Consider the following 12,409-nt stretch of genomic DNA (forward strand, 5'->3'; position numbering starts at 1 on the left):
AGTACAAAAATCACAGTGGTTGACAAGAGTGGAAATGATATCACTGAAGAATCTTATCGTAACAGGACGAAGTACCTCATTGGTTTGAGTAAAGATCAATCTGGCATCTGGCTTGCTGAGAGCCAAACGCAGCTGTCTGTCGGAGAGTGCAGTACGGAGCAAAAGTGATGAACAAGTCAGGAAACAGAGTTGTAGTCTTGTCGTGTGCACTTTTATGCCTGGCCCTCCTCCCCTCCAAAGCGCTCGCCGGAGATGGCGGAATTGGGCCGGGTGTGTCTGGTTCTGCTGAGGGGACTGCGGATGGTGGTGGTGTGGTGACTATCTCGGTGGAGTCGAGTGTGACAACGGCCGGCTCTGGTGGGGTTGATGGCGGTGGGGTGACGTCCTCGTTGTCGTTCAGCCGTGTCGTCAACCTGCCTGTTGTCAAGGTTTAGGCTCTGGCTGCTAACCGCCGAGAACTCCTGTCAGGGTTGAGGTGGTACGGGCAGTCTATCTGTGGCTGGCTGTCTCCGGTTGGTGCATGCGGCCTGCATGTGCTGGTTGGGGCTTCGCTCGCACTTAGGTCGCTTTTGGCTGGAGGTGGTGTGTGGCCTTGGTCGGGGTCGTGACTTTGTTGTGACCGGCCGGTAGGGTCAAGGGGTTGCTGCTGTGCCGGGTGACTGTGCTCGGCCTGATCGTGGAGGTGCTTCCTCATGGCTCGTTCCCTCGTCTGCCTGTCTGGTCGCCGTCGTGTCGCCGGCGCCCTGGGTGCTGGTGTGCTGGTCGGCTCGTTGACTCTGGTGGGGTGCTCGTCAAGCAGCCCGAAGGGCGGAGGGACGATCCCACCGCTCAACACGGCGGGCTCCGGTACGGGTTTGTCGGCGTCTGCGTCTGCCTCGGGTGGGGCGTCGACTGGTGCGAGTGGTGCTGCCAGTGCTGGTGCGGTGACTGCTGAATCCCTGTCCGACCCCACCCTGGGGTACACGGTGGTCTCCATCCCCAAAGACCTGGACGCCACCCAGACCAAAGTCCTCCAAGGATTTGTCGCGTACGACAAACTGACCTGGAAAATATGGTCTACCGGAGAGGGGATTAATAACATTTCAGAGGTTGCCACAGGAAATACTCGGGATACAGTCATTCGAAACCACGCAAGGATTCCGAAGGGGCAGCGCGACAATCCTCCCATTCGAATTGCGGCCGCTGAAGTTACTGTTGACCAAGCCGGGAATGTGGCAACCGTAAAAGTTTGCGTAGATGCGACTAAAGTAACAACATCGGATGCAAGTGGGAATGATATCAGTAATCCGGAGAATCAAGATCGAGAACTGGTCACAGAGGCCATGATGTTAGATTCCAGGGGGAAGTGGCTGGCTGACGACGAATATGTTGACAAGACTGCATCATGTTCAGTTGAATGAGTGATGTTAGGTTTGAATTCATGAAATCGATGCATTTTCGACGTTTCTTTGCTATTGTCTGCGCTGGTATTATTCTGGCTGCACCTCAAGGTGTGGCGTTAAATGACTCCAGAGGCTCTCGGGCGTCAGGGGCTGCGCAAGAAGGCGGTGGTGGAGGAGCTGAAATTTCCGCTCATGTAGAAGTTGGTTACTCGTCTGCGGGCGGTGGTGATTCTGGTTTGTCGGCCATCTCAACGTCCGTGTCAATCAAGCCTTCGTGTGGATACGCTCCCGGGCAAACCGCTGAGGAGTTTGAGAAGGAGAATGGCCCTCTTGCGGATGCTCCAGAAGGTGGCGGTTGGGATGATTATATCAAAATAAGATATCCTGGGTTCCGAGAGCACAGGCATGATTCGGGTGGGCGTTGGTGGCGGAGTTATTGTGATCGGACTGCATTTTCTGATGACTTGACTTGGGCTCGGGGGGCGTCGAAGTTCATAAATAATAATCCTGATAATGTGTGGATTCCGAACGGGCAGTCGCCTCCCGCGCCGTATATTTCTCCCGCGTGGCTGGCAGAAGTGGCTTGGCGGACAGTAAAGATCCCGGCTCCGACGGTGGAGACGAATCCGAAGGTCGGTGATCGGGGTGCGACGCTGGTGGGGATGGATACCTGGGTGTGGGCTACTGGTGAGACTCCAACAAGTGTCAAGGCGACCGCAACGGCTGGGAGTACCTCCGTGACTGTCACGGCTGGGTCGTCTGGTTTGCAGCTGTCGGCCCCCGACGGGAAGGCCTCCTGTACCGGGTTTGGCATCGCGTGGCACTCCGGTATGCCTGAGGGGTCGAGTCCGTGCACCATCTCCTTCAACCGCAGCTCGGCCCACCTGGGTGGTGCCACGCCGTTGACGATCAAGGTCGCCTACTCGGCCTCCTACACCGCCACTGACGGCAACAGCGGCACCCTGCCGGCTATCACCACCACCAGCACCGTCAACCTGCCTGTTGCCGAGGTTCAGACCCTCACCACCAACGCAAAGAACCCCCGACAGAACTGAGCCGGTACAACCGACTTGACCGCTCACCCCGTACAGCAAGAACGATAGTATCGTCTTGTCGTGATATCGCTGGAATGACATAATGGGTTTGTGCGATGGACGGTTGAGTTCTCCGACGAGGTTCTGGCCTGGTATCGGGGCCTGACTCCCGAGGGGAAGGCGGCGACCCGTCGCGTGCTGACTCGGTTGGAGGATGCTGGGCACATGCTCGGCATGCCGTTGTCGAAACAGCTGGGCGGAGGCCTGTGCGAGCTGCGGTTCACCTGCGAGGGCGTGGCGAGGCGGATCACGTACGTTCTCGAACCCGAGCGGAAGGCCATCACGCTGACCACCTTCCGTAAGCGGCGCCAGAACGAGCGTGGGGAGATCCTGCGAGCTCGGCGGGCCCAGGCGGCCTATCAGTCCACTCAGGTAGCGACCAAGGACGCCCGAAAGAAGAGGAAGTAATCATGAGGACTACACCGTTCCGGCAGGCTGAGGCCGAGGCTCTGGCTGCTATGACTTCGGACGAGCGTGCCCGATTCGACGCCGCTGAGGCTGAGGAAGAGACCCGCCTGCAGGTCGCTGAGCTCGTCTACGCCGCACGTACGCGTGCAGGGCTGACCCAGGCCGAGCTGGCTAGGCGCATGGGAACCCAGCAGTCAGTCATCTCCGCCGTCGAGAACGGTGGGCAGGTCCCCTCCGTCTCGACTCTCTGGCGTATCGCCCGCGCACTGAACCTGCGCCTGACTATCGATATGGCCGCCGCGAGCTGAACCCGAGAAATCGCCCCGGGTTTGATGAAGGCAGTGATCCTTCGGCGTCATCACTGCCTTCATGAAGCCTGGGGCGATTCACGCTGTCGGGCGGGTTCTGCTGTGCTGGCGGCTGTGCCACCCTTGTGTTGCTCGGTGTTCGTCGCTGGCTGGAGGTGGTGTGTGGCCTTGGTCGGGGTCGTGACTTTGTTGTGACCGGCCGGTAGGGTCAAGGGGTTGCTGCTGTGCCGGGTGACTGTGCTCGGCGTGATTGTGGAGGTGCTTTCTCGTGGCTCGTTCCCTCGTTCGCCTGTCTGGTCGCCGTCGTGTCGCCGGCGCCCTGGGTGCTGGTGTGTTGGCTGCCTCGTTGGCCCTGGTGGGGTGCTCGTCTAGCAGCCCGAAGGGCGGAGGGACGATCCCACCGCTCAACACGGCGGGCTCCGGTACGGGTTTGTCGGCGTCTGTGTCTGCCTCGGGTGGGGCGTCGACTGGTGCGAGTGGTGCTGCCAGTGCTGGTGCGGTGACTGCTGAGTCCTTGTCCGACCCCGACCTGGGGTACACGGTGGTCTCCATCCCCAAAGACCTGGACGCCACCCAGACCAAGATCCTTCAGGACTTCATTGAGGCGGATAAAGTAACCTGGCGTCTCTGGTTCACTGGAAGCATTGATATTGATCTTGCAAGTATCTCTACCGGGGAGGCGCTTACCAATGGGACGAAGCGCGCTGAGAGTATGCGTGCAAGCGGGGAGCGTCTCAAGCCGCCGGTTAGGGTCGCCGTTGAGAGCGTTGTTACTGACCCCAGTGCAATCAACGCTACTGTGGAAGTCTGCGAGGACCAGACTCAGATGGTTCGGGTTGACGCGCAAGGAAGAGATATAACAAAGCCCGAAGAGAAGGTGAATCTTCCTGCATCCATTACAATGATCCCCTCCTCGGCCGACAAATGGGTGATATCTAGAGAAATTGACGGAGAAGGGGACGCCTGCTCGGTAAGCAAGTGAGGCTGAGGTTATGGACGTAAAATTATTGAGTTGTAGGCTTGTATTACCTTTAGTGTCTTGCGTGCTCACGACCTGCGTTATGCCTGCTTCGGTGTCGCATGCTTCAGGTATGGGTGGCACTGAATCCACAAGTGACGGTGGGGGAGTAATTACCGCTCATGCTAGTTATGAGTTCACGACCGTTGGTTCAGGTGGTGGCGACGGGGGTGGCGGCAGTGGAGTGACATCCTCTTCGATGGCAACAATCTCGATTCCGCCAACCTGTTATTACAAGCCGGACAAGACTGGTGCTGAAGCGGTGAAGTATCTTCAGGGTGAATCTGCCTATGTTAAAAATATGAAGAAGGAGAAATATCGAGGGTTGGATAGGTATCCGGGTGCAGAGTCGCACAAGAATGACACGTCGGGAATGTGGTACTCGATTCACTGCAATGTTAAGTACATGCACTATGGGCCTGACGGAACTGTCTCAGGTGGACATGATCAGAAAGATAAAGATTCCGACGAAGCAAAAGAGGTGGAGGCATTTTATTCCGCCAACCCCGAGGATAACATCTGGGTTCCTGCTGGCGCTTCCCCTCCGCCGCCATTCGTGTCCGGGGCGCGGCTCTCTAAAGCTGTCTGGGAGGCAGTGAAGATTCCGGCTCCGACGGTGGAGACGAATCCGAAGGTCGGTACCCAGGGTGCGACGCTGGTGGGGATGGATACCTGGGTGTGGGCTACTGGTGAGACTCCAACAAGTGTCAAGGCGACCGCAACGGCTGGGAGTACCTCCGTGACTGTCACGGCTGGGTCGTCTGGTTTGCAGCTGTCGGCTCCGGATGGGAAGGCGTCTTGTACCGGGTTTGGTGTTGCGTGGCACTCCGGTATGCCTGAGGGGTCGAGTCCGTGCACGATCTCCTTCAACCGTTCCAGTGCTCACCTGGGTGGTGCCACGCCGTTGACGATCAAGGTTGCCTATTCGGCTTCCTACTCCGCTAGTGATGGGAGTAGTGGCACTCTGCCGGCTATCACCACTACCAGCACCGTCAACCTACCTGTCGCTGAGGTCCAGACCCTGACCACCAACCACAACAACCCCCGCCAGAACTGAGCCGGTGCGGGGAGCCTAGCTGTGGCCGTCTGCCTCCGGTTGGTGCATGCGGCCTGCATGTGCTGGTTGGGGCTTCGCTCGCACTTAGGCCGCTTCTGGCTGGAGGTGGTGTGTGGCCTTGGTCGGGGTCGTGACTTTGTTGTGACCGGCCGGTAGGGTCAAGGGGTTGCTGCTGTGCCGAGGGGGTTGTTCTCGGCCTGATCGTGGAGGTGCTTCCTCGTGGCTCGTTCCCTCGTTCGCCTGTCTGGTCACCGTCGGGTTGCAAGCGCGCTGGGGGTGGGACTGCTGGTCGGCTCGTTGGCTCTGGTGGGGTGCTCGTCGGGCAGCCCGAAGGGTGGTGGGACGGTCCCGCCGTTCAACACGGCGGGCTCCGGTACGGGTTTGTCGGCGTCTGCGTCTGCCTCGGGTGGGGCGTCGGCTGGTGCGAGTGGTGCTGCCAGTGCTGGTGCGGTGACTGCTGAGTCCCTGTCCGACCCCGCCCTGGGGTACACGGTGGTCTCCATCCCCAAAGACCTGGACGCCACCCAGACCAAGGTCCTCCAGGACTACGTCGCCTACGACAAAGCCACCTGGCGCCTCTGGTCCACACGGGAAGGACTGGACGAGGCCATAAGTCGGTCAACCGGATCAACCCGTGACGAGATTCAGAGAACTTATGAAGCGATGACCGACAAGGATAACCCTCCCGTGAAGATTGGCGTCGGTGATATTGAGGTATCGAAAGACGCTCAGACGGCCGATGTGACGATGTGTCTCGACAGGACACAAGTGACCAGCACCGATTTCCAAGGAAATGATGCGACCCACAAGGAAAGGCAGCGGCGAATTAAAATACTGGTCCGCATGGTTCCCAGTGATCGCGGCCTGTGGGTCACCGAACGTGAAACCAAGGTGTCCATCAATGAGTGTACCGCCGAAGCGGGTCAGTGAAGAGGGAAGTCTGGAGGAATTGTGTTGAGTATCAGAATCGTCAGGGCTGGACTGACCGGCTTGCTCCTACTGCCCCTCGGTGTAACCGCCCCATGGGCAATGGCAGATGGAGGCAAGGGTGGCTCATCTGATGTGTCTGGTTCTGCTGAGGGGACTGCTGATGGCGGTGGTGTGGTGACTATCTCGGTGGAGTCGAGTGTGACAACGGCCAGTTCCGGCGGGGGCGACGGTGGTGGTGGGGTGACGTCCTCGTCGTCGTCCAGCACGGAGGTGACTGTGGCGCCGGTGTGCTTCTACAAGCCCGGCGACACGGGAACTGAGGCCGCGCAAGGTATTGGGAAGGTGAAGAAGCAACTCGATTACGAAGAGAAGAAGGCCTCTGCGCGCGGTAATAAGAGGGCCAAAAGGGACCATGACAAGATCAAGCAGCAGATCGATGAGAACTTCCCTGACTATGAGTCCCACAAGGATGACACCCAGGGCCGCTGGTACGGGCGTGACTGTGACGCGTCTCGGTTGAGCCCTGGCACCAACCCGACCTTCAAGGAGGACCTCGAGAACGAGCGTAAGGCTTTCTATGAGGCCAATCCGGATCAGAACATCTGGGTTCCGGCGGGTCAGCAGGCCCCCAGGCCGTATATCTCGGGGACCAGGTTGGCGAAGGTCGCTTGGGATGCGGTGAAGATTCCGGCTCCGACGGTGGAGACGAACCCCAAGGTCGGTTCCCAGGGTGCGACCCTGGTGGGGATGGACACCTGGGTGTGGGCCACCGGCAACACTCCGACCAGCGTGACTGCTAAGGCCACTGCTGGTAGCACCACTGCCACCATCACGGCGGGGTCTTCTGGTCTACAGTTGTCGGCTCCGGATGGGAAGGCGTCTTGTACCGGGTTTGGTGTTGCGTGGCACTCGGGGATGCCGGAGGGGTCCAGTCCCTGCACCATCTCCTTCAATCGCAGCTCGGCTCACCTGGGCGGTACTACGCCGTTGACGATCAAGGTTGCCTACTCGGCCTCCTACACCGCCACTGACGGCAACAGTGGCACCCTGCCGGCTATCACCACCACCAGCACCGTCAACCTCCCCGTCGCCGAGGTCCAGACCCTGACCACCAACGGAAAGAACCCCCGCCAGAACTGAACCGGCCTCAACCTGTGCGACGAAGGTCGAGACACGTTCGTGACCTTCGCGGTAGTGTCAACGGGTTGGTTTCCGCCGGGTCGAATCCGGCCGACAGTCAGGAGCCCCCGTGGCACATGCCGAGAATCGCCCCGCGAGTCGAGCCGGGGGACGTCGTCGAGCCGCCGCACTGGGCTGCCTGCTGCTCGCCGGCTCACTGGCCCTGACCGGGTGCTCCTCCAAGGACTCCAAGCCCAGCGCCAAGACACCCGCCAGCAGTGCCGGCGCCGCGGGAAACTCGACGTCGGCCCCCTCGGCCACCGCTACGGCGTCGAGCACCGCCGGCACCGTCACCGCCGCCAGCCTGTCCGACGCCCAGCTCGGGTACACGATCACCACGATCCCCGCCGGCCTCGACGTCAAACGTGTCGCGATCCTCCAGGACTTCGTGGCCTACGACCAGATGTCCTGGAAGCTGTGGGTCGGCGGCGGGCAGGACACCAGCAAGGTCCCCACCGTCACCACCGGCAACCTCCAGCAACAGCTCCTCGACGACGCCGCCAACCTCAAGAACAAAGGGCAGAAGGCCAAGACCCCCGTCAAGGTGGCGATCTCCGAGGTCGCCATGAGCGCCGACGGCCAGAGCGCCGCCGTCTCCTACTGCGTGGACATGACGCAGGTGACCTACGTCGACGCGCAGGGCAAGGACGTCACCGAACCCACCAACAAGGCGCGGATCCCGGCGAAGAACACCATGGTGCCCGGCAGCGGCGGGCACTGGCTCGCCTCCGAGGAGGAAGAGACCGGAGAGCCGAACACCTGCAAGGTCGGCTGAGCGGGCTGCCAGAGGAACCCGTCCAGGCAGGTGAGCCTCGGTTCCAGGTGAGGCATGGCTTACCTGTGAATCATAAGTAACACCCACAGAGATTCGCGATGTAGTAAAGTGATGGCCATGAACGCAGACACCATGACGACACCGTCCATCAACCTCACCTTCACCGCCTCCGCCGCCCTGAGCGACAACCTCCAGCGCGTCCTGACCGACCTCATCGCCCTCGAGCTGGTCGGCAAGCAGATCCACTGGAACATCGTCGGCCCGAACTTCCGCGACATCCACCTCAACCTCGACGACGTCGTCGACATCGCCCGCGAGGGCTCCGACGAGGTCGCCGAGCGCATGCGCGCCATCAACGCCGTCCCCGACGGCCGCCCGGCCACCGTCACCGCCGCCACCACCGTCCCGGCCGCCCCCGAGGGCGAGATCCTCACCGGTGAGGGCGTCGCCTACATCGTCTCCGCCATCGAGGCCGTCGTCGCCACCCTGCGTGGCGTGCACGACGACGTCGACTCCGAGGACCCCACCTCCTCCGGCATCGTCGAGGACCTCACCGGCAAGCTCGAGCAGCAGGCCTGGTTCCTCTCCGCCGAGGTCCGCAAGCCCGTGCGCTGAGCCTGAGGCTTACGCTGACGCACTGACGTCATCATGTGGGGCCCACCTCCTGGCGAGGTGGGCCCCATGTTCGTGTCTGAGGGCCGGACTGTCGGCTCCGGGGTGGCATATTCGCCGGGGCGGTCCCAGATGTCATTGCCGCCAGTCGCCAAGCGCCCCCTCCAGGCAGCCCAGCGCTGCGTCAACCAGGCTGTGGCGCTGGTCGTCGGGGCAGCCGGCGTGCACCCAGCGCAGGCAGGCGTCGTCGAGGAAACCTAGGTAGCCCCACAAGGCGAAGTCGTCGCGGTGGCCCCGGCTGCCGCCGACCACCTCGGCCAGGGCCGCCACCGCCGCCTCGCGCGCCTGTCGCCTCACCCGGGCTGCCTCATCGCCCGGATCGTGCCCGGCCAGTGCCTGGTAGGTCACCCAGCCGGGGGAACGCTCAGCGATGAAGTCCAGGTAGGTCAGCACCGAGGTCCGCACCCGGTCCCGGGCCGACGACCCCTCCGGCAGGGCGTCGTCGGCCCGCCGAGTGCGCTCGGCGAGCTCGTCAGCAGCGAGCCGGAGCACCTCGGCGTAAAGGCCGGCCTTGCCGGCGAAGTACTTGTGCACCAGCGCCTCGGAGGCCTGAGCCTCCGCCGCGACCTCGACCAGCGAGACCTCCTCATACGGGCGGCTCGCGAAGGCACGCCTCGCCGCGGACAGGATCAGCTCGCGGCGCTCGGCAGGATCCATGCGCAGGCGGGGGCGCTTGTCGGTACGAGATGGCACCTTGACATGCTAACGGGTGCGGCGGCACCCTTGGAGACATGGTTAGTGAGTCACCTGGAATAAGCCGTCCTGCAACCCCCGCCTGGATCGACCACGCCATCTGGTGGCAGGCCTACCCCCTGGGCGCCACCGGCGCCCCCATCCGCCCCGAACCGGGAACGCCGCTGACCGAACCCGGCGCCCCCGCCCGCCTGGACCGCCTAGAGCCCTGGCTCGACTACGCCGTCGAGCTCGGCGCCAACGGCCTGTCACTCGGCCCCATCTTCGCCTCCTCCACCCACGGCTACGACACCACCGACCACCTGCGCATCGACCCCCGTCTGGGCGACGACGCCGCCTTCGACCGCCTCGCGGAGGCCTGTCGCACCCGGGGCCTGGCCCTCATGCTCGACGGCGTCCTCGGGCACGTCGGCACCGAGCACCCCCTCTTCCGGGCCGCCCGCGCCGGGGGAGAGGAACGCGGCCTCTTCCGCTTCGACGACGTCGCCGGCGGGAACGACGCCGGACCGTCCGGCCCCGGCTACGCCACCTTCGAGGGCCACGAGTCGCTGGCAGCCCTCAACCACGACTCCGCCGAGGTGCGCGACCTGGCCGTGCGGGTGCTCACCCACTGGCTCGACCGCGGCGCGAGCGCCTGGCGCCTGGACGCCGCCTACGCCGTCGACCCCGCCTTCTGGGCCAGTGTCCTGCCCGCCGTGCGCGAGCGCCACCCCGACGCCTGGTTCATGGGGGAGGTCATCCACGGCGACTACGCCGGCTTCGTGGAGGCCTCCACCGTGGACACCGTCACCCAGTACGAGCTGTGGAAGGCCACCTGGAGCTCCCTGGCCGACGTCAACTTCTACGAGCTCGACTGGTGCCTCAAGCGCCACAACGAGTTGCTGGACCGGTTCCTCCCGGCCACCTTCGTCGGCAACCACGACGTCACCCGCATCGCCAGCAAGGTTGGGGCCGGTGGGGCGGCGCTCGCCGTCGTCCTGCTCATGACCGTGGGCGGCGTGCCCAGCGTCTACTACGGGGACGAGCAGGCCTTCCGCGGGGTGAAGACCGAGACCCTCGGCGGCGACGACGAGGTCCGCCCCGCCCTGCCGGCCGCCCCGTCCGGGCTCGCGCCGCAGGGCGCCTGGATGCTGCGGCTCCACCAGGACCTCATCGGGCTGCGACGCCGCCACCCCTGGCTCGTGCGCGCCCGCACCGAGGTCACCGAGCTGGACAACCCGCGACTGTCCTACGACGCCGTCGGCGAGCAGGGGCAGCGGCTGCACGTGAGCCTGGCCCTGGAACCGGCACCCCGCGCTGAGGTGCGTGCCCCCGGTGAGGCGCCGCTCGTCGTCGAGCCGCCCGCGGAGTGACTCTTGTGCCGAGCCGGGCATTTCTCGCGTAGCCGGGCAGAAATTCTGTGGGGCTACGCGAAAAATGCCCGGCTCGGCGTCTGGGTGTGCAGCACGTCACCGGCTGGGGTTTGCGACGCTCGTCTAGACCGTGATGAGTGGGAGGCCGGGGTGGACCGCGCTCAGGTCTTCAGGGTCAGAGGTCACCACGGTGTGCCCCTGTTCCTGCGCCAGCAGGGCGACGTGAACGTCAACGATGTCCCGGTGTCCGCTGCGTCCGCACAGCAGACCGACGGCTCGCGCCGTCATGTCGTCCAGCGGTGCCACGTGCACGCTGGGGTCCGCCAGCAGCCGTGCGACGCGGGCCTGCCGCGGACCGCCCCGCCAGGCCTGTGCCACGACTCCAGCTGGCACGCTCAGGGGCAGGCCCGTCTCCGAGGCCCGGCGAAGGAGCGCGCGGACCCGCGAGTCCCCGCGCTCAAGTGCGAGCAGTGCGCCGGTGTCGAGGGTCAGGCCCTTGGCGCGCCTCCTGCTGGCGGTGGTCACACCAGTCCCAGAGCTTTGTCGGCCCAGGCCAGGTCCGCGTCGTCGACGGGGCCGAGCTCGCGATCAAGGTCGTCCAGCAGCTGGGCGAGGCTGTCCTCCCGTTGCGCGCGAGCGACTGCTGCGCTGACGAATCCCGATACCGATGCCGCCCTGCCCTGTGCGACCGCACGGCGAATCGAGACGACCTGCTCGTCCGGGAGGCTCACCGCGATCTTCTGAGTCATACCCGAATCATACCAAGGGTGGTGCAGACGCCCCGCGCCGAGGTACGCGCCCCGGCGAGGCGCCGCTCGTCGTCGAGCCGCCCGCGGAGTGACTCCGCCCAGCCTCCGTCTCCCCTGTGCCGAGCCGGGCAGATTTCGCGTAGCCGGGCAGAAATTCCGTGGGGCTACGCGAAAAATGCCCGGCTCGGCGTCAGGACGCCGGGTGGAAGCGCGCGCCCGACGTCGGGTCGGCCAGCCAGGCCAGGGCCGCCTCGATGCGTCCGGGTGTCGAGCTCAGCAGCGGCTCGGGCAGCGCGTCCGGCGCGAACCAGCCCACCTGCGTGGACTCGTCGTCGGCCACATGGGCGCGTTCCGCGCTGCCGGGGCGCGCCCGACCCACGAAGTTGATGTCCATGAACACGCAGTTGTCTCCGTTGGGGAAGGCGAAGGGCTCGCCCGCGGTCACGCTCGTGAGCGCCAGCACCTCCACGTCCACACCGGTCTCCTCCAGGCACTCGCGCCGGATCGCCACCGCCGGCTGCTCGCCGGGCTCGGGGATGCCGGAGACGACCGCCCAGCGCCCGTTGTCGGCGCGCCGCCCCAGCAGGAGCCGGCCGGCCTCGTCGACGACGACGATGCTCACCCCCGGCAGCCACAGCATGTCATGCTCGATCTTCTGCCGCAGGGAGACGATGAACTCCGGAGTTGCCATGCTGCGAGCCTAGACGATCACTCGCCGCGGAGGCTGGCGGTTGCCAAGTGCCGGCACTCGCTTAACACTTCGACCGAATCTTCAAAAAAGACCCGGAGCCG

15 protein-coding genes are annotated in these 12,409 nt (G+C 63.9%); 11 read left to right on the forward strand and 4 right to left on the reverse strand.

Annotated features, from left to right (window positions below; genetic code table 11):
• Window positions 1–692: 692 nt before the first annotated feature.
• The 10 genes from RIV14_RS12820 (at window position 693) to RIV14_RS12865 (ending at window position 8,766) form a co-directional block, all read left to right on the forward strand.
• Window positions 693–1,400 carry a hypothetical protein gene (locus RIV14_RS12820; RefSeq protein WP_075403386.1) on the forward strand — a complete coding sequence of 236 codons (708 nt, stop codon included), beginning with the start codon at window positions 693–695 and terminating at the stop codon, window positions 1,398–1,400.
• Window positions 1,401–2,212: 812 nt separating this feature from the next.
• Window positions 2,213–2,437, forward strand: a complete 225-nt coding sequence (locus RIV14_RS12825) for a hypothetical protein (RefSeq protein WP_256695069.1) — start codon at window positions 2,213–2,215, stop codon at window positions 2,435–2,437.
• A 90-nt stretch (window positions 2,438–2,527) separates the two neighbouring features.
• Window positions 2,528–2,884, forward strand: a complete 357-nt coding sequence (locus RIV14_RS12830; protein WP_075373697.1) for a type II toxin-antitoxin system RelE/ParE family toxin — start codon at window positions 2,528–2,530, stop codon at window positions 2,882–2,884.
• Between the two features lie 2 nt (window positions 2,885–2,886).
• Entirely contained in the window at window positions 2,887–3,192 is a 306-nt protein-coding gene (locus RIV14_RS12835; protein WP_075373696.1) for a helix-turn-helix domain-containing protein, read from the forward strand.
• A 499-nt stretch (window positions 3,193–3,691) separates the two neighbouring features.
• Entirely contained in the window at window positions 3,692–4,174 is a 483-nt protein-coding gene (locus RIV14_RS12840; RefSeq protein WP_143223496.1) for a hypothetical protein, read from the forward strand.
• Window positions 4,175–4,409: 235 nt separating this feature from the next.
• On the forward strand, window positions 4,410–5,267 hold the full coding sequence (locus tag RIV14_RS12845; RefSeq protein WP_256695070.1) for a hypothetical protein: 858 nt from the start codon (window positions 4,410–4,412) through the stop codon (window positions 5,265–5,267).
• Window positions 5,268–5,486: 219 nt separating this feature from the next.
• Window positions 5,487–6,197, forward strand: a complete 711-nt coding sequence (locus RIV14_RS12850; RefSeq protein ID WP_075403388.1) for a hypothetical protein — start codon at window positions 5,487–5,489, stop codon at window positions 6,195–6,197.
• Between the two features lie 240 nt (window positions 6,198–6,437).
• Window positions 6,438–7,337: a hypothetical protein gene (locus RIV14_RS12855; protein WP_075371918.1), complete on the forward strand. Its 900-nt coding sequence runs from the start codon at window positions 6,438–6,440 to the stop codon at window positions 7,335–7,337.
• Window positions 7,338–7,446: 109 nt separating this feature from the next.
• A complete protein-coding gene (locus tag RIV14_RS12860; protein WP_075371917.1) occupies window positions 7,447–8,151 on the forward strand; it encodes a hypothetical protein in 705 nt (234 codons plus the stop codon).
• A 117-nt stretch (window positions 8,152–8,268) separates the two neighbouring features.
• On the forward strand, window positions 8,269–8,766 hold the full coding sequence (locus RIV14_RS12865) for a Dps family protein (RefSeq protein WP_178387835.1): 498 nt from the start codon (window positions 8,269–8,271) through the stop codon (window positions 8,764–8,766).
• Between the two features lie 132 nt (window positions 8,767–8,898).
• On the opposite strand, the gene RIV14_RS12870 is transcribed toward RIV14_RS12865, so the two are convergent.
• Window positions 8,899–9,516, reverse strand: coding sequence for a TetR/AcrR family transcriptional regulator (locus tag RIV14_RS12870; protein WP_075403390.1), 618 nt, complete (start codon window positions 9,514–9,516; stop codon window positions 8,899–8,901).
• Window positions 9,517–9,554: 38 nt separating this feature from the next.
• Between RIV14_RS12870 and RIV14_RS12875 the strand changes: the two genes are divergently transcribed.
• Window positions 9,555–10,868, forward strand: coding sequence for an alpha-amylase family protein (locus RIV14_RS12875; protein ID WP_075373708.1), 1,314 nt, complete (start codon window positions 9,555–9,557; stop codon window positions 10,866–10,868).
• Window positions 10,869–10,991: 123 nt separating this feature from the next.
• Here RIV14_RS12875 and RIV14_RS12880 read toward each other — a convergent pair whose 3' ends face one another.
• The 3 genes from RIV14_RS12880 to RIV14_RS12890 form a co-directional block, all read right to left on the reverse strand.
• Window positions 10,992–11,393 carry a type II toxin-antitoxin system VapC family toxin gene (locus RIV14_RS12880; RefSeq protein WP_075373709.1) on the reverse strand — a complete coding sequence of 134 codons (402 nt, stop codon included), beginning with the start codon at window positions 11,391–11,393 and terminating at the stop codon, window positions 10,992–10,994.
• Window positions 11,390–11,617, reverse strand: coding sequence for a toxin-antitoxin system antitoxin subunit (locus RIV14_RS12885; RefSeq protein ID WP_075373710.1), 228 nt, complete (start codon window positions 11,615–11,617; stop codon window positions 11,390–11,392). Before RIV14_RS12885 ends, RIV14_RS12880 begins: the two co-directional genes overlap by 4 nt.
• A 190-nt stretch (window positions 11,618–11,807) precedes the next feature.
• Window positions 11,808–12,308: an NUDIX hydrolase gene (locus RIV14_RS12890; RefSeq protein ID WP_075373711.1), complete on the reverse strand. Its 501-nt coding sequence runs from the start codon at window positions 12,306–12,308 to the stop codon at window positions 11,808–11,810.
• Between the last annotated feature and the right edge of the window lie 101 nt (window positions 12,309–12,409).

The organism is Actinomyces acetigenes (assembly GCF_031296635.1).
Lineage (GTDB): Bacteria > Actinomycetota > Actinomycetes > Actinomycetales > Actinomycetaceae > Actinomyces > Actinomyces acetigenes.